Source organism: Parabacteroides hominis, from assembly GCF_014287585.1.
In the GTDB taxonomy this organism is placed as follows: Bacteria; Bacteroidota; Bacteroidia; order Bacteroidales; family Tannerellaceae; genus Parabacteroides; species Parabacteroides hominis.
Genome location: NZ_JACOOJ010000047.1, coordinates 13039 through 34228 on the forward strand (window position 1 = coordinate 13039; position 21190 = coordinate 34228).

Consider the following 21190-nt stretch of genomic DNA (forward strand, 5'->3'; position numbering starts at 1 on the left):
AACTCGTATCATGAAAGAGATCATTGAAATTTACATGTCACGCGGCCGTAACGCAGAACATTTCCAGTTACATGCCGCTATCCTGGCTGCCGTCACGGAAGCTCTTGCCACCCAGTACCGGATCAGTTCTGTGCGCGAAAAGTATGCAACTGTTTTCAAAATGGAAGATTTAATCTATCTGCAAAACCAGGCTTATGCCAACACCAAGGAAATGGATGCGGCCGATAAGGAATGCGACACCCATTTCCTTACGTTCAAATCGGCAGTCGCCACTTATAAAAACTGGCCGGTCGAAGGGAAGCGCATTGCTTCGGAAAAGCTGACGTTTGCTTTGGAACCTTTCAAGAATGCGAACGGCAAGCCCTGGGCTGAGAACCGGGCAATGATTACGAACTGCCTGCAGGTGCTCCGCAGCGACACCTACAAGGCGTATGTGACCGAGTTGGGGCTGGATGAGATCCTGGTACTGCTCGAAGCGGCTAACAACAAATGCAACGACCTGATGTCGGATCACCTCGAAGAGAAGCGTTCACGCGAGGCTGCGGACAACCTGAAGGTGGTCCGTCCGCAGGTGGACGCTGCTTTTGAACTGCTCCGGAAAGCGATCAATGCTGTTTACCTGATGAATGAGTTAGTCGACCAGAATGCCGACACGGAAGCGGAAGTGGGTGCCGTGATCGATGCCGTCAATAAATTCCTGCTGGGCTACAGCGCCACCCTTTCACGACGTAAAGCCGGCACAAAAGCCAACGTGAAGCCGGGCGAAGACCTCCCGGTGGACCCGAAGCCCGAGGAAGAACGCCCCGGTGAACTCTAAGGATTTGCTTCACCCCATGACAAAGTGCCGGATGTAAAACAAATTAATTATCTTTGCCGTTAATTATAATTACATACAACAAATCAGTCATGCGATTAACATTACGAATCCTTTCCTTCCTGCTGGTACTTTCCTTTGCTGCGCCGGTTTTCGGAGCCAGCCAAAGGAAAGTACCGGCATACGAAAAGTATATCAGGCAATACGGCAATTTAGCTATCCAGCATCAAAAGAAGTTCCGCATCCCGGCAAGCATCACGCTTGCGCAAGGATTATTGGAATCCGGAGCCGGACAAAGCGAGCTGGCACGCAAATCGAACAACCACTTCGGCATCAAATGCCATTCCGACTGGCGGGGCGGCCGCGTCTATCACGATGACGACCTGCGCGGAGAATGTTTCCGTAAATATAAGAATCCGGAACAGTCCTACGAAGACCACGCCCGTTTTTTAGTCGACCGTCCCCGCTATGCATCCCTGTTCAAACTGAAAGTAACCGACTATAAAGGCTGGGCAAGAGGTTTGCAGAAATGCGGATATGCGACTGACCGCGCATACGCGAACCGGCTGATCAAGTTGATTGAAGATTACGACCTGTACCGGTATGACACGGCGAAAGGCGATAAAAAATCCGGCAAGCGACCGGCCCGTATCTCCCGGTACACCGTCTACCGCACAAACGGCCTGCTGTATGTCTATTCCAACGGCAAAGACAGTTTCGACGACATAGCCGCCAGCCTCGGCTTCCGGGTAAAAGACCTGAAGAAATATAACGAGGTTCCGGAAGATTTCCCGTTGCAGAAAAACGATATCGTTTACCTGGAAAAGAAAAAGAAGAAAGCCGACAAGCCGAATTATGACCATGTCGTACAGGTGGGCGAATCCATGCACAGCATCGCACAGAAATACGGAATACAGATCAAGAGCTTATATAAGATGAATAAAAAGCACAAAGATTATATCCCCGAAGAAGGAGATGTGCTAAAACTTAGATAAGTAAGACAAAAAATAGTATCTTTGCAGACAAATTCACAAAAACAATGAGTGACCAACGTTATAATCTACGCGGTGTATCCGCTTCGAAAGAAGATGTTCACAACGCAATAAAGAACATCGACAAGGGAATCTTTCCCCAAGCATTCTGTAAGATCATTCCCGACATTCTGGGAGGCGATCCCGAATATTGCAACATCATGCATGCCGACGGAGCCGGAACCAAGTCATCTCTGGCTTATATGTACTGGAAAGAAACCGGAGACCTGTCCGTTTGGAAAGGCATCGCGCAAGACGCTTTGATAATGAATATCGACGACCTGCTGTGCGTAGGCGCCGTAGACAATATATTGGTTTCCTCCACCATCGGACGCAACAAGCTGTTGATTCCGGGTGAAGTGATCTCCGCCATCATCAACGGGACAGACGAGTTATTGGCCGAACTCCGTGAAATGGGTGTAGGTTGCTATGCGACCGGCGGCGAAACAGCCGATGTAGGCGACTTGGTTCGTACCATCATCGTCGACAGTACGGTTACCTGCCGGATGAAACGCGCCGACGTGATCGACAATGCGAATATCCGTCCGGGCGACGTGATCGTCGGGCTGGCCTCTTTCGGACAAGCTACTTACGAGAAAGAATATAACGGCGGCATGGGAAGCAACGGGCTGACAAGCGCGCGCCATGACGTCTTTGCCAAATATCTGGCAGAAAAATACCCGGAAAGCTTCGACAAGGCTGTCCCCGACGAACTGGTTTACAGCGGAGGCTTGAAACTGACCGACACCGTAGAAGGATCGCCGTTGAACGCCGGCAAACTTGTGCTTTCTCCTACACGAACCTATGCTCCGGTAGTCAAAAAGCTATTGGATGCGTTGCGTCCGGATATCCACGGCATGGTACACTGCTCAGGCGGCGCACAGACCAAAGTGATGCACTTCATCGGAAACAACTGCCGCGTAGTCAAAGACAATATGTTCCCCGTTCCCCCGCTGTTCAAGACGATCAAGGAGCAGAGCGGCACGGCTTGGGACGAGATGTACAAAGTGTTCAACATGGGACACCGCCTGGAAGTCTATCTTTCCCCGGAACATGCGGAAGAAGTGATTGCCATCAGCCAATCATTCAATATCGACGCACAAATTGTCGGTCGCATAGAAGAAAGCGACAAAAAGGAACTGATTATTAAAAGCGAGTTCGGTGAGTTTATATATGGCTGAGAATAATACGCTATTAGAGAAACTGGACGGGTTGGTATCGCGCTTCGAAGAAGTATCGACACTCATCACCGATCCCAACGTCATCGCTGACCAGAAAAGATATGTCAAGCTCACGAAAGAATATAAAGAGCTGAACGAAATCATTAAAGCCCGCAAGGAATACATACAATGCCTCAACGGTTTGGAGGAAGCCCTTCTGATGATGGCCGAAAACGATCCGGAGATGAAAGAGATAGCCCGCGAAGAAGCGGCTGCCTGCGAAGCGCGTATTCCGGAACTGGAAGAGGAGATCAAGCTGCTCCTCGTGCCTGCCGACCCGCAGGACGACAAAAACGCCATTGTCGAAATACGTGGCGGAACGGGTGGCGACGAAGCCGCGCTCTTTGCCGGAGACCTGTATCGCATGTACGTGAAGTATTGCGAGATGAAAGGCTGGAAAGTGGCCCTGTCCAGTTGTAGCGAAGGCGCAGCCGGCGGTTTCAAGGAAATCATCTTTACCGTGAGCGGGGATAAAGTGTACGGAACCCTTAAATATGAATCGGGCGTGCATCGTGTACAACGCGTGCCGGCTACCGAAACACAGGGACGCGTGCATACATCGGCAGCAACCGTTGCCGTCCTTCCCGAAGCAGACGAGTTTGACGTGGAAATCAACGAAGGCGAAATCAAATGGGACACGTTCCGTTCGGGTGGAGCCGGAGGACAGAACGTAAACAAGGTCGAATCAGGCGTCCGCCTGCGCTATGTCTGGAAGAACCCGAATACCGGCGAAAGCGAAGAAATCCTGATCGAATGTACCGAGACACGTGACCAGCCGAAGAACAAGGAACGCGCCCTTACGCGCCTGCGTTCGTTTATATATGACAAGGAACACCAGAAATATCTGGATGACATTGCTAACAAACGTAAGACGATGGTTTCCACCGGCGACCGCTCGGCGAAGATCCGTACCTACAATTATCCGCAGGGACGCATCACCGACCATCGTATCAACTACACGATTTACAATCTTTCAGCCTTTATGGATGGGGATATACAAGGATGCCTCGATCAACTGATCGTGGCCGAGAATGCTGAACGACTGAAAGAGTCTGAACTATAACATCATTTTTAGACTAATTTTTTACACGTAACAACATGAACAAGCAGCAATTATTCGAAAACATCAAGAAAAAGCAGTCCTTCCTTTGCGTGGGGCTCGATACAGATATAAAGAAGATCCCGCAGCACCTGCTGTCTGAAGAAGATCCGATCTTCGCATTCAACAAAGCGATTATCGACGCGACAGCCGACTTTTGCGTGGCTTATAAACCGAACCTGGCCTTCTATGAAAGTTTGGGCGTAAAAGGGATGCTGTCATTCGAAAAGACAGTCGCTTACCTGCGTGAAAACTATCCCGACCAGTTTATCATTGCCGATGCAAAGCGCGGGGATATCGGAAACACTTCCGAAATGTATGCACGTTCTTTCTTCGACCATATCAAGGTCGATGCCGTAACAGTCGCCCCGTATATGGGCGAAGACAGCGTAAAACCGTTCCTGATCTACCCGGAAGCCTGGGTGATCCTGCTGGCGCTGACCTCCAATAAAGGTTCGCACGATTTCCAGATGACGGAAGATGCGAACGGCGAACGGTTATTCGAAAAAGTATTGAAAAAGTCGCAGGATTGGGCTACGGACGAACAGATGATGTACGTGGTAGGCGCAACCCAGGGAAAGATGTTCCTGGATATCCGCAAACACGCTCCCAACCACTTCCTGCTGGTTCCGGGCGTAGGCGCACAGGGCGGAAGCCTCGCCGAAGTGGCCCAGTACGGCATGAACGACCAGTGCGGGTTGCTGGTAAACTCTTCCCGTGCTATCATATATGCAGACAAAACGGAGAATTTTGCCAACGCAGCGCGTGAAGCAGCCCAGGCCGTACAACGCGAAATGGCAGGATATCTGCACGATAAAGGAATTATTCCCTGCAAAGCATAGGCTATCCCAATAATTTTCACCATTTTTGCAAACTGCCTTGAAGCAAGTCCGGGCAGTTGCATTTGAAATACATATAATAAGATTAAGTAATGGAGTTTTCAGCCCAACAAATAGCGAGCGTTTTAGGTGGAACCGTCGAAGGCAACCCTGAAGTGAAAGTCAACAACTTCTCAAAGATAGAAGAAGGTAAACCGGGAACATTGACCTTCCTGGCAAACCCCAAATATGAACATTTTATCTACAAAACTGAAGCAAGCATTGTTTTAGTAAACAATGATTTCACTCCCGCCGAACCGGTAAAAGCCACATTGGTTAAGGTAGCCAATGCCTACGCTTCGCTCGCCATACTGTTGAATATGGTAGAACAGGCGAAAGCTAAAAAAGCGGGTATAGATGCAACGGCGTTCATCGCCGGTTCGGCAACGGTCGGCGAAGGATGTTATGTCGGCAACTTCGCCTACATCGGCGAAGACGTGAAGATCGGCAAGAACAGCCGCATTTATCCTCACGCTTACATCGGCGACCATGTGACCGTTGGCGATAACTGTACGATCTATCCGCACGCGACCATCTACAACGGCTGCATAATCGGCAACAACTGCATCCTGCATGCCGGATGCGTGATCGGGTCGGATGGTTTCGGTTTCGCACCCGAAGGCGATAACTACAAGAAGATCCCCCAGTTGGGAAATGTCATACTGGAAGACGATGTCGAAATCGGAGCCAATACCACGATAGACCGCGCCGTTATGGATTCGACCATCATCCGCCGGGGTGTCAAACTGGACAATCTGGTGCAGATTGCGCACAACGTGGAAGTCGGCGAAAACACGGTCATGGCAGCCCAGGTAGGCATTGCCGGTTCCGTGAAGATCGGCAGCCATTGCATGTTCGGCGGACAGGCCGGACTATCAGGCCATATCCATGTGGCGGACCATGTGGTATTCGGTGCACAATGCGGTGTGATCAGCGATGTAAAAGAACCGGCGACCCTGTTAGGCGCTCCGGCCATCAACGCAAAGGCGTTTATGCGCTCCAGCGCGATCTTCAACCGCCTGCCGGATATGTACCGCCAGATGGGACAGATGCAGCGCGAGATAGAACAACTAAAAAAAGAACTTAATAAATAAATCAGATAAACGTATGCAGAAACAGAAGACGCTTGCCACGAGTTTCTCTATGCAAGGAAAAGGGTTGCATACAGGCTTGGATATTCAGATTACTTTCCACCCTGCACCCGAAAATCATGGATACAAAATCAAACGTGTTGACCTGGAAGGAGAACCCGTAATCGATGCCGTTGCTGAAAACGTAGCCGGAACCCAAAGAGGAACCGTGCTTTCCAAAAACGGCATTCAGGTAAGTACCATTGAACATGCGATGGCAGCTTTATATGCCTACGAAATAGATAACTGCCTGATAGAGGTGAATGCACCCGAATTCCCGATTCTCGACGGCAGTTCCCGTTTTTACAGTGAAGAGATTCAGAAAGCCGGCGTCGTTGAACAAAGCGCACCGAAAGATTACTATATCGTAAAGCACAAGATCGAAGTCAAGGATGAAGAAACGGGCTCTTCCCTCATCATCCTGCCGGACGACAAGTTCAGCGTCAACGTATTGATTTCTTTCAATTCGCCTGTGCTTTCCAACCAGTTCGCCACGCTGAACGACCTGAGCGAGTTCCCGGCAGAACTGGCCGCTTCCCGCACATTCGTGTTTGTCCGCGAAGTAGAGATGTTGTTGCAAAACAACCTGATCAAAGGTGGCGACCTCGACAATGCGATCGTTATCTATGACCAGAAAGTATCACAGGAAGTGCTCGACAACCTCGCCGACAAACTGTCCATCCCGCATAAGGACGTACAGGACCTCGGTTACATCAACAATAAACCGCTGGTATTCGACAACGAACCGGCGCGCCACAAGCTGATCGACGTGATCGGCGACCTGGCATTGATCGGCAAACCGATCCGCGGCCGTGTAATCGCCACCCGTCCGGGACATAAGATCAACAACCAGTTGGCACGCATGATCCGCAAGGAGATCAAGCTGAACGAAGTTCAGGCTCCAGTCTATGATCCGAACTGCGCTCCGGTCATGGATATCAACCGCATCCGCGAACTGCTACCGCATCGTTACCCGTTCCTGCTGGTTGACAAGATCATCGAGATCGGCGGCAACTATATCGTGGGTGTGAAAAACATCACGAGCAACGAACCTTTCTTTACGGGCCATTTCCCCCAGGAACCGGTTATGCCGGGCGTACTGCAAGTAGAAGCGATGGCTCAGACCGGCGGGCTGCTCGTTCTGAATTCGGTAGACGAACCGGAACGCTATTCCACTTATTTCATGAAGATCGACGGCGTTAAATTCCGCCAGAAAGTCGTTCCGGGCGATACGCTGATCCTGCGCTTGGAACTGTTGGCCCCTATCCGCCGTGGCATCTCGACCATGAAAGGATATGTATTCGTAGGCGACAAGCTGGTTAGCGAAGCCGAGTTTATGGCACAGATTGTAAAAAACAAATAATAATTAAGATAATGAACATATCCCCTTTAGCAGTCGTTCATCCTGAGGCTAAAATCGGTCAGAATACAACGGTCGACCCTTTTGTCGTAATCGAGAAAGATGTCGTAATCGGTGACAACTGTCGTATCTATTCGCATGCGACTATTTTAGACGGTGCGCGGATCGGCAACAATTGCCAGGTATTTCCCGGAGCCGTTATTGCCGGCATCCCTCAAGACCTGAAATTTAAAGGAGAAATTACAACCGCTGAAATCGGCGACAACACCATTCTCCGCGAATGCGTGACCGTCAACCGCGGAACAGCTTCGAAAGGCAAAACCGTTGTCGGAAACAATTGCCTGATTATGGCTTATTCCCATATTGCTCATGATTGCTTGCTGAAAGATAATATCATCATCGGCAACGCTTCACAGATAGCCGGAGAAGTCGAGATCGACGACTTCGCCATCGTTAGCGGCGGCAGCCTGGTCCACCAGTTCTCCCGTATATCCAAGCACGTCATGGTACAAGGCGGTTCACGTATCGGCAAAGACATTCCTCCTTATACACTGATCGGACGTGACCCGATCGTGTACTGCGGTATCAATATCGTAGGGTTACGCCGTCGCGGATTTACAAACAGCCAGGTATTCCTGATCCAGGACATCTACCGTACGCTTTATACGCGCGGCCTCAACAACACAGAAGCCTTGAAAGCCATCGAAACCGAATACGAGCCCAGCGAAGAACGGGATCTGATCCTGAATTTCATCAAATCATCCCAGCGCGGTATTGTCAGAGGTTCGATCGATGAATAAATAATGTGCCAATTTGAAAATGTGCCAATGTGCCAATAAGAGAATGAATTTTATTGGCATATTGGCACATTATTTTATTGCCACATTATTCTTTTTTACTACTTTTGAACCAACAAAAACTAATAACGATTATGGTATTCAGATTTCTAATTCTATCAGATGAAGTTGACGACTTCAAACGCGAGATTAAGATCGACTCGGAAGCGACATTCCTGGATTTGTACAATGCCATTATGGATTCTGTTGGGTATACAAAAGATCAGATGTGTTCTTTCTTCATCTGTGATGATGACTGGAGCAAGAATACAGAAATCACACTGGTTGAAATGGATACCACTTCTGAAGTGGACAATTATATAATGGAAGATACACATCTGGAAGAACTTCTCGAAGATGAGCATCAGAAATTGCTTTTCGTCTTCGATTATATGACCGAACGTGCTTTCTTCATGGAACTCCGCGAAATCATCCCAGGCACAGATCTGGACAAACCCGTATGCAGCAAATCTATCGGCGAAGCGCCTGTTCAGATCATGTCGTTCGACGAGATGGACACCAAGGCAGGCAATACCGAAATAGGTGAAGATTTCTACGGCGATTCCGAATACGATATCGACGAACTCGATAAAGAGGGTTTCGACGGGCTTGGCGACGAACCGATGGACAATCCATACGACGACGAGCGCTTTTGATTAATGAACTCTCTTGTCATACTATTGGGGCCGACAGGAGTCGGCAAGACGGAACTGAGCCTGCGTGTAGCAGAACATTTCGGTTCTCCGATCATTTCTTCCGACTCCCGTCAGCTTTACAAAGAGCTTCCGATAGGCACAGCCGCCCCTACGGCTGAACAGATGGCACGTGTACGCCATTATATGGTCGGCACATTGTCACTCACCGATTATTACAGTGCAAGCAATTTCGAAGAAGATGTGATATCCCTGCTCAGGGAACTCCATCAGACACATCCCACCGTCGTTATGACAGGTGGCAGCATGATGTATATCGATGCCGTCACGAAAGGGATCGACGACATCCCCACCGTCACCCCCGAAATCCGAACTGCTATCTACAAGCAATATGAAGAAGAGGGTCTCGCACCTATCCTCGCCGAGTTGAAAGAAACAGACCCCATACATTATAACGAAGTAGACCGGAACAACTACAAACGTGTGATCCATGCCGTCGAAATCTGCCGCATGACAGGTAAACCCTATTCTTCTTTCCGCACTAATACACGCAAAGAACGACCTTTCCGGATCATCCGGATAGGGCTTACCCGTGATCGTGAAGAACTCTATGACCGCATTAACCGCCGCGTAGACCAGATGATGGCCGATGGCATGCTGGAAGAAGCACGCCGCGTCTATCCCTTCCGCGCATTGAACTCCCTCAACACGGTCGGCTACAAAGAACTGTTCAAATACTTGGATGGCGAATGGACATTAGACTTCGCTATAGAAAAGATAAAACGCAACTCCCGCGTTTACGCCCGCAAACAAATGACCTGGTTCAAACGTGACCCCGACATCCGATGGTTCCATCCGGATGAAGAGGAGGCGATACTGGACTATCTTCTTTTTCCTGTCTAATTTGAACTTTTGTGCCATGCTTTTTGAATTAAGAATTAAAAATTAAGAAATAGCTGTGCTGTCGTCAATTGCATGGCGCAAAGGTACGGTGACGGCAACGGGGCGGAGTTGATCAGTGTATCATAACGGCGGTTTACGTACGTCAACTGCTATCAGTTTCTCGAAATAGCGTTTGAGCAATGCCGTCATGGCTGCCGTTTTCACGAAATGCAGGCGTGTTTCCTCGTCCATCGGCAACAGCGTTGAACCCGATTCCTTGCCCGGATTGCCGGGTAGCCGAAGCACGCCAATCTTCATCTGCCAGCAATTCGTTTTTCCGGATTTCCCACTGCTCACGCCCGCTCGCCTTCGGAACGAACGAAGTGAGTGTAGTTTTCTTTTCTTTTTCTTTACTTTCCTTTTCTTTTCTTTGTGTACTTTTTTCCGATTTAATCGGCTTTTTTTCCACATTAATCCCGATTAATTCGGAATTAATCAAATAGGGAAAAGCATCTACACCATGATATTCAATAGCTCTCTTCTTTATGCAAAAATATTGCTTTTGAATCTGTTCAGAGGTCAAAATCTGTCTTTCCTCGAACAATTGCAGGTCGAACATGCCGATTTTCACCATCGCCTGCACCATCTCCAAAATACGGCTTTCCGGTATCAGCATTTGTTCGGAGAGATCGAACAGGTAATCGTCGTTCGCCTCCAACCAATACCCGTTCGCATAAATATCGCAAAGTAATGTCATATAAAGCAAGAAAGATTCCGCTCCGTATTTATGCTTGATACGGCGCACTTTTAAGTCTCTTAATATGTTTGTATCTACCGGAAAATAATCCAGTCCTTTTTTGATTGTACGTGCCATGAAAATATTTAATTTAAAGTTTGTAATTATGTGCAATAAATGATGATTTACGGGTGTGTTTTCGTCCTGTAAGGACGGTGCAATATAGAAGGTCTGTCAAAATTACCTTGTTCCCGCGCCCCGCGCGGGATCGCATGAAGACTGACCGTATAAATATCTGATTGATAAGGCCTGTTCTTTTGCGTCCCTGCGCGGGGCGCGGGGACAAGTCTATTTTGACACACCTCCTGGAATCCGGGGCACTTACAGCGCCCTAAGACAAGGCTTGCCTCATGCCGCAAGCTCTTTTGCCGTCTGCTCCAGCAGACGGATAGATGATTGTTCCGGCTTTGCCGGTTCCTAAGTGGGTTTTAACCCCTTTAATTATAATACATGAAAAATTTTGGCATTGGTTTTGAGCGTTAAAACGCAATTTTCAGTAGAAAGATCAGGCGGAAAGGTTGAAATTTTGTTTTGTTTTGTGTTCATGATATGAATGTTATGTTGTAAAATTAAATCGCTTTATAGCCGGTACAATTTCAACCGGTTGTAATTTTCATAGTCGATTACCCGGTTATGATTGCAATACAAATATAAGTTATGAAAATCCGTTTGTCAAGTAAATATTTAAGATATTTCCAAGTTTATGTTTTATTAATATAAATATCAAACTCTGTACCCGGTCCATACTCAAATTATAATGTTCGCGTTATAATTATATAAGCATGAAGTTTTATATGCACTGGCATGGAATTGAAAATAGACCGGCATCGAATTGAAAATAGACTGGCATGGAATTGAAACTGAAATCACTTCTACGGTTAGCTGGGTTTTCGCACGGCAGCCGTTGTAAATGCTTCCAATTATGATTACTTTTGCCATCCTATAAAAAGCGACAAGATCATGGCAGACAACTATCTGGAAAAGAAATACGAAGAATATAAATCCCGCAAGTCTTCCGGGGCAAAAGCGGGCAGTGGCAGGAAAGCAGCCGTTATCCATAAGACAAGGAGAGTCTTTGTGACAGGCGGCGCGGAAGGCATAGGCAAAGCGATTGTAAAAGCTTTCCGTTCCGCCGGACACCGCGTGGCGTTCTGCGACCGGAACGAGGCGGCGGGAAAAGAGACGGCGTTGCAGACCGGAACCTCCTTCTTCCATGTTGACGTAAGCGACCGGGAAGCGCTTGAGAACTGTATGCAGCAGATTTTCAAGGAATGGGGCGATATCGACATCGTGATCAACAATGCGGGAATCAGTTGTTTCTCCCCGATTACGGAAACCAGTGTGGAAGATTTCGACCGGATATTGTCCGTAAACCTGCGCCCGGTTTTCATCACTTCCCGCAGGTTAGCCATTCACCGCCAGTCACAGGAGTCGCCCAATCCGTTCGGCCGGATCGTCAATATCTGCTCCACCCGCTACCTGATGAGCGAGTCCGGTAGCGAAGGGTATGCGGCATCCAAAGGAGGCATCTATTCGCTGACGCACGCCCTTGCACTCTCGCTTGCCGAGTGGCATATCACGGTCAATTCGATCTCGCCGGGCTGGATCGAGACGCACGACTACGAACAGCTTCGCCCAGAAGACCACGCCCAACATCCGTCGGGGCGAGTAGGCAAACCGGAAGACATCGCCCGTATGTGCCTGTTCATCTGCCAGGAGGAAAACGACTTCATGAACGGCGAGAACGTAACGATCGACGGGGGGATGACGAAGAAAATGATCTACTTCGAATAGCGAAGGTTTGTTCCATAAGTATGGGACTATTGCTCCCCCGTCATGGGGAAATTGTGGCACTGGCGTCAAAGATCGTCGAACCCGGATTCCTTTTCCACTTCCATATACACGTCGGAAACGGGATGCACAAAGCCCAAGTATTCGGCATGCAGATACAAGCGGTCCGCTTTCTTTCCATATAATTCATCCCCGACTATCGGGGTGTTCAGGCCAAGCGGATGAGCCGAATGGACACGCAATTGGTGTGTGCGCCCCTCTATCGGTAGAAAAGAGATGAGAGTCCGCCCCGAATTGTAGTGCAACACGTCATATAAAGTCCCGGCAGGTTTCCCGTGAACCATATCGACCACCTGCCGCGGCCGGTCTTCCGGGTCCGGGCGGAGAGGGAGTTCGATATAGCCTTCTTCTTCCTCCACAATGCCATCCAACCAGGCGGCATATTGTTTACACACCTTCCGGTCCTTGAACTGCGCCTGCAAGCTCTGATGCACCTCCTTCGTCTTGGCGATAAGCATCAGGCCTGAAGTCGCCATGTCCAGGCGGTGCACGATCATCGGTCCGGTTGCTTCGGGATACATCCGCCGCACCCGCTGATAGATGGAGTCGACATCCGATTTTCCGGGAACCGACAACATACCGGCCGGTTTGTTCACGACCAACAACCATTCGTCTTCATACACGATTTCCAGCTCCGTATCCCGGTGCACATCCGTTTCCAACGGGTTCTCCTCGACCTGCAAACCTTGCAACATGTGCTTCAGGATCGGCTCGCATTTCCCTTTGCAGGCCGGATAATAATATCCATGACGGCGGATCTCGTTTTTAGGAGAATCTCCCCACCAGAATTCAGCCATAGCGAGAGGTTGCCAGCCGTTCCGATAGGCATATTGCAAGAGCTTTGGAGCCGCGCACTCGCCTGCTCCTGCCGGCGGCATTTTCTGGACGGTATCCTTAAACAGGTCACACAAATCCCGTTCCTCCCCGCGGGCGTTCAGCATGCGGAATTGTTTGAAAAGCCATTGCTGAAGGGCGGCCGAGCGGGTCTTGCGTTCGGTCCTGAGACGTTCGATTTCCGTCTCGTACACCTCTATTTCCGCTTGCAGAGAGGCAAGGAAGTTCTTCCAATATTGTTTCTGCCGTTTTAATTCCGCTTTCTGGAACTGGCTTTCGCGGATCAGTAGAGACGTACGGTCGTGCGTCTCTACCGATGCCTGCATGGCGGTCGAACGCAACCGGTCACGTTCTTCTTTAGCCGCTTTCATCTGTTCCCGCATCTCATCCAAAACCTGTCCGGCAAGGATCGTCTCGTCAGCCAACCGTTGTTTGCAATTCCTATATCGCGCGTCCCCCTGCAATTCTTCGATCTGCTTGTTGATTGCCGATATCTGTTCCTCTTCTATCCTGAAAAAACCGTCCGGCTCTTGCACGTCATAGACCGGAGGCACGAAATAAGCGTGTCGGTTCCTCCCTGCCAGGATGCCGGAAAAGGCTGCCAGATAACCGACTTTGCCCTCGCCTGTACGGACGACCAAAACGCCGAACATCTTCCCTTTCCGCAATTCCTCCTGCCATTCTTTGCGGGCCGCCAAATAGAGTTGCACCTCTTCCGCCGCCGCCACACAAAGGGGATGCGGGGTATAATGGAACGGATAAGTAAACTTTTCCGGCAAAGGGAGCGGAGAGATCGAATTTGTAAAATAGTGAAGCTTGTCCATGCTTTTTCCGAATCAATACGTTTTATCCGGCAAAAGTAAAGGATTTTTTTGGACAGCTCCGTTTTATCCAGTAGATTTGTAACCATCAATTTTAGACCAATTAATAATTAGTGTTTTAACAAACCATGAACAGACTTGTCATTGCCTTGTTAGGCTCCGTTCTGTATTCCGGCACAAGTATGGCCCAGAAACAGACCTATTTCACCAATCCCGTTATTCACGGGGATGTCGCCGACCCGTCCATCCTGCGGATCGACGAGACTTATTATGCAACGGGGACTTCCTCCGAATGGGCTCCCTACTATCCGGTATTCACCTCTAAAGACCTGGTCAACTGGAAACAAACCGGACATGTATTCGAGCAGCAGCCGGAATGGACCAAGTCGTCGTTCTGGGCTCCGGAATGGTATTATCATAACGGCAAGGTGTATGTGTACTATACCGCGCGGAAGAAGTTGAACAATACTTCTTACATCGGAGTAGCCACCTCCGACTCTCCGACAGGCAAATTCAAAGATCACGGGCCGGTAGTCGAATTCGGGACGGAAGCGATCGATGCCTTTATCCTCGAAGACAAGGGTGATTTATATATCAGTTGGAAAGCCTACGGGCTGGACAACCGGCCGATCGAACTCCTCGCCGGCAAACTGACTCCGGACGGGTTGAAACTGGCCGGCAAACCGTTCAGCCTGCTCCGCGACGACGAACGTGCGGGGATGGAAGGGCAGCACTGGTTCAAAATGAACGGCTACTACTACCTGATCTATGCCACAGGTGGTTGTTGCGGTCCCGATAGCGACTATGCCGTGGCCGTCGCCCGCTCGAAGAAGCTCGAAGGGCCTTATGAAAAGTATGAGGGGAATCCGATCCTGCACGGAAGCGATGAGATACAATCTATCGGTCACGGTACGCTGACGACGGCGCCTGACGGACGTATGTTTTATCTATGTCACGCCTATGCGGAAGGCAGCGATTTCTTTTTAGGGCGTCAGCCCCATCTCCAGGAGTTGCGTTTCGGAGAGGACAACTGGCCTTATTTCGTCACCGGTGAATATGCCCGCCTGGTACAGCCGATGCCTTTTGCCGATTGCGTGCAAGAGCCGGTAACCGGTTTCTTCGACAATTTTGCCGGTTCGGACCTGCGTCAGGAATGGAGTTGGAATTATCCGTACTCGAATGTCCAGGCGAAAATCGAAGCTGGCAAGCTACGGTTGAGCGGTTCTCCCAAGCCGGAATGCAAGACCGGAGAGGCGCTTTGCCTTCGTCCTGCATCTTCGGGCTATACATTGGATGCCGGCATTACCAACCAGAATGGCAGTTGGAAAGGGATCACGCTTTACGGAGACAACAGCTACTACCTCGCTTACGGTTGTGTCGGCGACCGGTTGCAAATAAAACTCGTCCGCGAAGGGAAGGAACAACAACTGGCCGATCTGCCACTTCCCAGCGCGGCATTGCATCTCCGCATGCAGGTGAAAGCAGGACTTCCCTATCGATTTGCTTGGAGCAAAGACGGTAAAAAATGGACTCCGGTGGACCACGGACTATCGGAAGAAGCCATACGCTCCCTTATTCGCTGGGACCGGGTGGCACGTCCGGGACTTTATCATGAAGGGGACGAAAAGGCGCCTGCCATGTTTGAATACTGTTCTTTATCTTACCGGTAAGATGCCATCAACCCGTATCCGACAAGAACAGGAGATCGTCGAACAGATGGTCCGTCTCTATTGCCGCCAGAAAGAAGGGCATACGGAATTATGCCCGGATTGCAAAGAGCTTTTGCAATATGCTCATGCCCGGCTGTCGCGTTGCCCTTTCGGAGAGAAGAAAACGACATGCCGGTTATGCCCCGTCCATTGCTACAAACCGGATATGCGCAAGAAGATGCAGGAAGTGATGCGCTTCGCCGGCCCCCGAATGATGTTGTATCATCCGGTAGCCGCTATCCGGCATCTGCTCCAAGAGTTTTTCCATAAGTAAAGATCCTTTTGTTATTAGAAATCCATGCAACAGAAAATAGATTGGTCTGCAATTAGTCCCGATGAGTCAGAAAAGTTAAAAGACGAATTGGTAGAAATGTGGGAGGCCTCCGTCCGCAGTACACATCATTTCCTGGCCGAAAAGGATATCCGGTTCTTCAAGCCGTTAGTCCGGGACAAATATATTCCGGTTGTCGAATTATATACCATCAGGAACGAGCAAAACCGGATAGCCGCATTTATGGGGCTGAGTGACGAATTAATCGAAATGCTTTTCGTCCATCCGGAAGAACAGGGGAAAGGGTACGGCAAGCAGTTAATCGAATTTGCCATTTACAACAAACATATCTTCAAAGTTGACGTCAACGAACAAAACGAAAAGGCTACTTCTTTCTACTTGAACAGAGGATTTGATATTACCGGAAGAGATGAAACCGATCCAAGCGGCAATCCGTTCCCAATCCTGCATCTTTCACTCAATGAAATAACCTTGCTGGTTTCGGACGATTCCCTTGAAATCCGGCAAATCCTCCTGCATAAGAAACGTTTCCTCGATCTCCTGCTGTTGGCCGATGAACAGGAATCGATGATAGACCTCTATCTCGAACGGGGAGAAATGTTTGCTTTGTACGACCGGAATATACTAAGAGCAATTTGTGTTGTCACAGATGAAGGTGACAGAACTGTCGAACTCAAAAATATCGCAACCGTTCCACAATATCAGAAACAGGGATATGGCAAAAGATTGATCCGGTTTATTTCCCGACATTATGCGGGAAAATACGATACCCTGCTTGTCGGCACAGGCGAAAGTCCGCTGACCGTCCCTTTCTACGAACAGAACGGATTCAGATATTCACATCGTATCAAGAATTTCTTTACCGACAATTATGATCATCCGATATTCGAAGATGGCAAACAATTAGTGGATATGATCTACTTGCGAAAAAAACTTTCCGAGTAACAAAGTAATAACAAAATCAATTCAGAATATAGACAAATACGTGTAATGAAAAAGGCTGTCAGTCGGAACTGCCAGCCTTTTCTGTGGAGATGGAGAGATTCGAACTCTCGTCCAAACGAGGAACTAATCTGCTTTCTACATGTTTATCTTCGCCTTCGATTGTCGGGTACAAGCAAGACCGAAGCCACCCACTTGAACCTTATCCTCTAAAGTTTCGCCTGAAGTCCGAGGCTTACTTCAAACTATCTCCGATATTGCTGCACCACCTGATCGGAACGCTTCGGAGCCACAGCATCCGGGTGATGTCACGTCCCCGCAACTTTTGCAGGGATTAAGCTTGAATCTACTATACTTCGATTAAGCAGCGAGAGCGTAATTGTTTTCGCCAGTTAATTGTTCGCCGTCTGAGATTTAAGTGCAAGCCGACCACGCACTACATGCTTACAAACCACTTCTACCCGCTGTCAAAACCGGTCATCCCCATGATTTGTGAGTACAAAGATACGAAAAATCGGGGATCTTTGTACTCTATTTAGTTTTTTTATTCTATCACACCAATCTCACGGAACCAGTCTTCAGCCCTATCAGGCCATTCATTTACGGTTGCACCCGTATCTCTCAGGCCGTAGCCATGACCGCCCTTACTGTATAAATGCATCCATGCAGGCACACCTGCTTCTTTCAATGCATAATAATAGAAAAGGCTACTGTTGATATAAGATTTATCGTCTTCTGCCTGAATCAGCATTGTGGGAGGAGTGGCAGAAGAAACTTTCACTTCAGGAGCCAGTTGAAAATTTTCACCATCCAGATAGGCAGGATAAACCAACAGGCAGAAATCCGGACGGCAACTTGCCTTGTCTGCGGCATCCACGGCCGGATAAGTGCGTTTATCAAAGTTGTTGCTTGCCATCGCCGAAAGATGTCCGCCGGCAGAAAATCCCATTACTCCGATACGCCGCGGGTCCAGATTCATTTCTTCCGCATGGGCCCGGACATATCCGATCGCACGCTGCACGTCCTGCAAAGGAGCCTCATGTTTAGCACGGCCTTCGCGGCGGGGAACCCGGTATTTCAGCAAAACGGCAGTAACTCCCAAGTTATTCAACCATTCACAAACTTCGTCACCTTCCAGGTCATAAGCCAGGATATTATAGCCACCACCCGGACAAACCACAACGGCAGCACCTGTTGCCACTTCGTCGGGGGCCGGATAAACCGTAATTGTAGGTTCACTTACATTCGTGATACGAAGAACCGTCTCGCCTCCGGTCTTTCCTCCTTCAGTATCAGCCTTTTCGATCAACTTGGTTGTTTCGCCTGGCGCACCTTTCGGAAACAACAAAATAGGATTATCTTGTGCCATAGCTGTACCCATTATACAACTCACTCCAACAAGCAGGAGTTTCCATTTTCTTATCATAGCATACACAGTTTAAAGAATTTATACGAATCATTTTGTTTGTGGATAATTAGGACTATAAAGCATTGTTGTCTCCCGTACGACCAGTTCTCCGTCTTTCACGAAAGTTTCGCCTCGCTCCGCCAGATGATCGACCATTGCCTGGCGCATTTCCTTAAGCCGGGCAGCATAAGCCGGTTTTCCGGAACATTCCACCAATTCTTTCGGGTCTTTCCGGAGATCAAACAATTCTTCTTTCCCGGTATGGAAATTCCAGACATATTTAATCTTACCATCTGTCAATGCACACCAGTAATTATCCGGACTATAGCAAGTGGCATGCTCCATATCCAGATATTTACGCCATTCCTTTTCCCGGCCCTGAACCAGTTTCAACAAAGATTTGCCATCCATATCGGGAGGTACGGCGCCACCTGCCAACTCGATAAAGGTAGGCAAAAAATCACGAAGTTCGACCGGCTGTTCGATCTTTGCACCCGAAGGAACCGTTTTTGACATTCCGGCAGGCCACTTCACGATATAAGGAATGTGGGTGGAACCTTCATAAGGATATGTCTTTCGCCAATGATAATGATCGCCTAACATATCTCCATGGTCGGCCGTAAAACAAATTATCGCATTGTCATACATTCCCTTTTCCTTCAATGCTGCAATAACCTCTCCGATCTGGTCGTCAATAAAGGTAATATTCGCATAATAATGCCTGCGGGATTTGACGGCATATTCATCCCCGAAATTACCGAAGGGAGCGTCTGGAGCCGCTTTTTCAGGATCCAATCGTTCTGCATATTTGCCACACCAATCACCGACAGACGGCTTGGGTATATCGACATCCTTATACATATCCAAATAACGCTTGGGAGGATCATAAGGACTATGGGGACGTGCAAATGACACCTTTAAGAAAAGGGGTTTATCACAATTATAATTCCGAATCAACTCGCAAGCGGTCTGACCGGTCCACGTTGTCGGATGCAACTTCTCCGGTAATTTATAGAGACCGGCTCCGTGAGCATTCCAACCGATACCTGTCAAATCAGGGTTCTCACCTGGCGCATGGAGCTGAAACCATTCCCGATAATCACTGATAAAATCTTTAGATTCGACACGTCCGCTCTCATCGATCAGTGTAGCATGGAAGCCATGAAGGGCCTTTTGTGGAAACCAGTGCATTTTTCCGACACCAAATGTATAATAACCGAGATTACGCAACATTTGCGGCATTTCGTACGTGTATTTTTCTGCAACTTGGCCATATCCTAACATACCATGATGCCAGGGTGACATACCTGTCAATAGTCCGGCACGGGCAGGCGTACTGCTTGGAGAAGCAGAATATCCATTTACAAACAAAGTTCCCTCTTTCGCCAAACGATCGAGATTAGGGGATATGACAGCGGAGTTCCCCATACAACCAAGAGCATCTCCACGATGCTGGTCAGTCATGATCAGGATGACATGCGGCTTTTTAACCTGCACACTTTCCTTGTCGGCTTCTTCTTTGGCATAAGTATCAAAACCTAACCCGGAAGTCATTAATAGCGATGATTTAAGAAACGTTCTTCTCTTCATTTTAGATGTTTTTCTGCATTTAGATTTGAATAGCGAAGATAAATATCTTATTTGATAATTCTACCACTAAAACGTTATTATTTATCAGAGACATCCTACAGCTAAACAAATATATTCGATTTCATAGCCTATTTCCTTCTCGAACTCTTGGAAGGCACACGCCGTATGCCGTGATGTTCCGTTCCGTTGCCCGTGCGTCCCAACCATCCGATTGCCTCCTTGTTGAGCAAGTCGATGTCAACAAACTCACGCCCGCGAAGGAAGCCGTACTTCATATATTTGACCACGTTCTCAGTTTTGCCCTTGCTCTTGGGATCGGACTTGCGGCAGAACACCGGGTCGAACCCATGTTCACGGACCAAGGCGCGGAAGCCGCCGGTAAGAACCAGGTCGCCAAGGTTCTCATTGACCGGAAACACCTTGTCCTGGTCATAGACTATTTTACGGGGCACTCCTCCAAAGAACTCAAAAGTCAGCTTATAGGCATAAACCGCAAGTGAGGTGGTAAAAGGGGTACGGTTGAAGCTGTTTCTCATAAGGCCGGTACTTCATTCCACTTCCTTGGAAAGATCGTGGGGCAAACGCACCCGGCTGACGAAATTGAAAACCGTCTTGGACGTTACTGAAGGAAGATCAGAAAAGTGCTCCTTCAGACGGTCGTGAATCTCTGGCCTATGGCAATAGCAGTCTACGCCGGCAGCATCATCCTGGCTTACCTCTGCCTGAAACTTTATGACGAACCGGTAAGGAGATGGTTAGGTGAAAAATTCCTGAAAAAGAAACCTGCACTTTAAAAACATTTTAATATAGATCTATACCAAAAAGGTCGACTCCGATACCGTTTAATGGAACTATTTAGTTCTGATTATATGGAAAGTGAAATTATATAATAAAAGCGGGAGATAGATAATTCTATACTCCCGCTCCATCATAGTTATCGTTTTAGCCAAATCAATTGACTTTTAATGAGATTTCTATTCCCTTTAAATCTGTACGCCCCCTCTTACCCACCGCTTTATCGTTACAAACCATAGTCAGATCTTG

At 48.5% G+C, this 21190-nt stretch carries 19 protein-coding genes, 1 other RNA gene and 2 pseudogenes; 16 read left to right on the top strand and 6 right to left on the bottom strand.

Annotated features, from left to right (window positions below):
- The first annotated feature begins 10 nt into the window (after window positions 1–10).
- From H8S65_RS18505 to miaA, 10 genes are all read left to right on the top strand, one after another.
- Complete coding sequence (locus H8S65_RS18505) at window positions 11–817, top strand: DUF6261 family protein (protein WP_186931325.1); 807 nt, start codon at window positions 11–13, stop codon at window positions 815–817.
- Window positions 818–906: 89 nt separating this feature from the next.
- The gene (locus H8S65_RS18510) at window positions 907–1809 is read left to right on the top strand and encodes a glucosaminidase domain-containing protein (RefSeq protein ID WP_186931326.1); all 903 of its coding nucleotides are present in this window, start codon (window positions 907–909) and stop codon (window positions 1807–1809) included.
- A 44-nt stretch (window positions 1810–1853) separates the two neighbouring features.
- Entirely contained in the window at window positions 1854–3026 is a 1173-nt protein-coding gene (locus tag H8S65_RS18515) for an AIR synthase-related protein (protein ID WP_186931327.1), read from the top strand.
- Window positions 3019–4128, top strand: a complete 1110-nt coding sequence (prfA, locus tag H8S65_RS18520; protein ID WP_186931328.1) for a peptide chain release factor 1 — start codon at window positions 3019–3021, stop codon at window positions 4126–4128. Before H8S65_RS18515 ends, prfA begins: the two co-directional genes overlap by 8 nt.
- A 35-nt stretch (window positions 4129–4163) precedes the next feature.
- The gene (pyrF, locus tag H8S65_RS18525; RefSeq protein ID WP_186931329.1) at window positions 4164–5006 is read left to right on the top strand and encodes an orotidine-5'-phosphate decarboxylase; all 843 of its coding nucleotides are present in this window, start codon (window positions 4164–4166) and stop codon (window positions 5004–5006) included.
- 89 nt (window positions 5007–5095) lie between these two features.
- Window positions 5096–6136, top strand: coding sequence for a UDP-3-O-(3-hydroxymyristoyl)glucosamine N-acyltransferase (gene lpxD, locus H8S65_RS18530; protein WP_186931330.1), 1041 nt, complete (start codon window positions 5096–5098; stop codon window positions 6134–6136).
- A 13-nt stretch (window positions 6137–6149) separates the two neighbouring features.
- Window positions 6150–7535, top strand: a complete 1386-nt coding sequence (locus H8S65_RS18535; protein ID WP_186931331.1) for a bifunctional UDP-3-O-[3-hydroxymyristoyl] N-acetylglucosamine deacetylase/3-hydroxyacyl-ACP dehydratase — start codon at window positions 6150–6152, stop codon at window positions 7533–7535.
- Between the two features lie 11 nt (window positions 7536–7546).
- Entirely contained in the window at window positions 7547–8332 is a 786-nt protein-coding gene (gene lpxA, locus H8S65_RS18540; RefSeq protein WP_186931332.1) for an acyl-ACP--UDP-N-acetylglucosamine O-acyltransferase, read from the top strand.
- 131 nt (window positions 8333–8463) lie between these two features.
- Window positions 8464–9024 carry an IS1096 element passenger TnpR family protein gene (locus H8S65_RS18545; RefSeq protein WP_186931333.1) on the top strand — a complete coding sequence of 187 codons (561 nt, stop codon included), beginning with the start codon at window positions 8464–8466 and terminating at the stop codon, window positions 9022–9024.
- A gap of 3 nt (window positions 9025–9027) precedes the next feature.
- Window positions 9028–9924: a tRNA (adenosine(37)-N6)-dimethylallyltransferase MiaA gene (gene miaA, locus H8S65_RS18550; RefSeq protein ID WP_186931334.1), complete on the top strand. Its 897-nt coding sequence runs from the start codon at window positions 9028–9030 to the stop codon at window positions 9922–9924.
- A gap of 142 nt (window positions 9925–10066) precedes the next feature.
- On the opposite strand, the gene H8S65_RS18555 is transcribed toward miaA, so the two are convergent.
- The gene (locus tag H8S65_RS18555) at window positions 10067–10777 is read right to left on the bottom strand and encodes a DUF4373 domain-containing protein (RefSeq protein WP_186931335.1); all 711 of its coding nucleotides are present in this window, start codon (window positions 10775–10777) and stop codon (window positions 10067–10069) included.
- Between the two features lie 882 nt (window positions 10778–11659).
- Here H8S65_RS18555 and H8S65_RS18560 point away from each other — a divergent pair.
- Window positions 11660–12493: an SDR family NAD(P)-dependent oxidoreductase gene (locus tag H8S65_RS18560; protein ID WP_186931336.1), complete on the top strand. Its 834-nt coding sequence runs from the start codon at window positions 11660–11662 to the stop codon at window positions 12491–12493.
- A gap of 65 nt (window positions 12494–12558) precedes the next feature.
- Here the strand turns inward: H8S65_RS18560 and H8S65_RS18565 are convergent, their stop codons facing one another.
- Window positions 12559–14208 (bottom strand): pseudouridine synthase, encoded by a 1650-nt coding sequence (locus tag H8S65_RS18565; protein WP_186931337.1) that lies wholly within the window; start codon window positions 14206–14208, stop codon window positions 12559–12561.
- A gap of 125 nt (window positions 14209–14333) precedes the next feature.
- Between H8S65_RS18565 and H8S65_RS18570 the strand changes: the two genes are divergently transcribed.
- The 4 genes and pseudogenes from H8S65_RS18570 to H8S65_RS21160 all read left to right on the top strand — a co-directional run bounded on the left by H8S65_RS18570 (window position 14334) and on the right by H8S65_RS21160 (window position 17151).
- Complete coding sequence (locus tag H8S65_RS18570; protein WP_186931338.1) at window positions 14334–15875, top strand: family 43 glycosylhydrolase; 1542 nt, start codon at window positions 14334–14336, stop codon at window positions 15873–15875.
- Between the two features lies 1 nt (window position 15876).
- Window positions 15877–16188, top strand: coding sequence for a nitrous oxide-stimulated promoter family protein (locus tag H8S65_RS18575; RefSeq protein ID WP_186931339.1), 312 nt, complete (start codon window positions 15877–15879; stop codon window positions 16186–16188).
- A 96-nt stretch (window positions 16189–16284) separates the two neighbouring features.
- A pseudogene (locus tag H8S65_RS21155) lies at window positions 16285–16602 on the top strand (GNAT family N-acetyltransferase); the annotation flags it as partial.
- Window positions 16603–16680: 78 nt separating this feature from the next.
- On the top strand, window positions 16681–17151 hold the full coding sequence (locus tag H8S65_RS21160) for a GNAT family N-acetyltransferase (protein ID WP_255489319.1): 471 nt from the start codon (window positions 16681–16683) through the stop codon (window positions 17149–17151).
- Between the two features lie 81 nt (window positions 17152–17232).
- Here the strand turns inward: H8S65_RS21160 and ssrA are convergent.
- From ssrA to H8S65_RS18600, 4 genes are all read right to left on the bottom strand, one after another.
- Window positions 17233–17633, bottom strand: a transfer-messenger RNA (tmRNA) gene (gene ssrA, locus H8S65_RS18585).
- A 59-nt stretch (window positions 17634–17692) separates the two neighbouring features.
- The gene (locus H8S65_RS18590) at window positions 17693–18574 is read right to left on the bottom strand and encodes an alpha/beta hydrolase (RefSeq protein WP_186931341.1); all 882 of its coding nucleotides are present in this window, start codon (window positions 18572–18574) and stop codon (window positions 17693–17695) included.
- A gap of 30 nt (window positions 18575–18604) precedes the next feature.
- Window positions 18605–20146, bottom strand: a complete 1542-nt coding sequence (locus H8S65_RS18595; RefSeq protein WP_186931342.1) for an arylsulfatase — start codon at window positions 20144–20146, stop codon at window positions 18605–18607.
- A 128-nt stretch (window positions 20147–20274) separates the two neighbouring features.
- Window positions 20275–20682: a DDE-type integrase/transposase/recombinase gene (locus tag H8S65_RS18600; protein ID WP_186931343.1), complete on the bottom strand. Its 408-nt coding sequence runs from the start codon at window positions 20680–20682 to the stop codon at window positions 20275–20277.
- A 126-nt stretch (window positions 20683–20808) separates the two neighbouring features.
- Here H8S65_RS18600 and H8S65_RS18605 point away from each other — a divergent pair.
- A pseudogene (locus H8S65_RS18605) lies at window positions 20809–20940 on the top strand (acyltransferase family protein); the annotation flags it as partial.
- Window positions 20941–21190 lie beyond the last annotated feature (250 nt).

Coding starts and splice junctions, on each gene's coding strand:
- lpxA (WP_186931332.1), top strand. CDS start 7,547: ATGAACATATCCCCTTTAGCAGTCGTTCATCCTGAGGCTAAAATCGGT.
- H8S65_RS18590 (WP_186931341.1), bottom strand. CDS start 18,574: ATGATAAGAAAATGGAAACTCCTGCTTGTTGGAGTGAGTTGTATAATG.
- H8S65_RS18515 (WP_186931327.1), top strand. CDS start 1,854: ATGAGTGACCAACGTTATAATCTACGCGGTGTATCCGCTTCGAAAGAA.
- H8S65_RS18560 (WP_186931336.1), top strand. CDS start 11,660: ATGGCAGACAACTATCTGGAAAAGAAATACGAAGAATATAAATCCCGC.
- H8S65_RS18565 (WP_186931337.1), bottom strand. CDS start 14,208: ATGGACAAGCTTCACTATTTTACAAATTCGATCTCTCCGCTCCCTTTG.
- prfA (WP_186931328.1), top strand. CDS start 3,019: ATGGCTGAGAATAATACGCTATTAGAGAAACTGGACGGGTTGGTATCG.
- lpxD (WP_186931330.1), top strand. CDS start 5,096: ATGGAGTTTTCAGCCCAACAAATAGCGAGCGTTTTAGGTGGAACCGTC.
- H8S65_RS18575 (WP_186931339.1), top strand. CDS start 15,877: ATGCCATCAACCCGTATCCGACAAGAACAGGAGATCGTCGAACAGATG.
- H8S65_RS18510 (WP_186931326.1), top strand. CDS start 907: ATGCGATTAACATTACGAATCCTTTCCTTCCTGCTGGTACTTTCCTTT.
- H8S65_RS18505 (WP_186931325.1), top strand. CDS start 11: ATGAAAGAGATCATTGAAATTTACATGTCACGCGGCCGTAACGCAGAA.
- H8S65_RS18555 (WP_186931335.1), bottom strand. CDS start 10,777: ATGGCACGTACAATCAAAAAAGGACTGGATTATTTTCCGGTAGATACA.
- pyrF (WP_186931329.1), top strand. CDS start 4,164: ATGAACAAGCAGCAATTATTCGAAAACATCAAGAAAAAGCAGTCCTTC.
- H8S65_RS18600 (WP_186931343.1), bottom strand. CDS start 20,682: ATGAGAAACAGCTTCAACCGTACCCCTTTTACCACCTCACTTGCGGTT.
- H8S65_RS18545 (WP_186931333.1), top strand. CDS start 8,464: ATGGTATTCAGATTTCTAATTCTATCAGATGAAGTTGACGACTTCAAA.
- H8S65_RS18535 (WP_186931331.1), top strand. CDS start 6,150: ATGCAGAAACAGAAGACGCTTGCCACGAGTTTCTCTATGCAAGGAAAA.
- H8S65_RS18595 (WP_186931342.1), bottom strand. CDS start 20,146: ATGAAGAGAAGAACGTTTCTTAAATCATCGCTATTAATGACTTCCGGG.
- miaA (WP_186931334.1), top strand. CDS start 9,028: ATGAACTCTCTTGTCATACTATTGGGGCCGACAGGAGTCGGCAAGACG.
- H8S65_RS18570 (WP_186931338.1), top strand. CDS start 14,334: ATGAACAGACTTGTCATTGCCTTGTTAGGCTCCGTTCTGTATTCCGGC.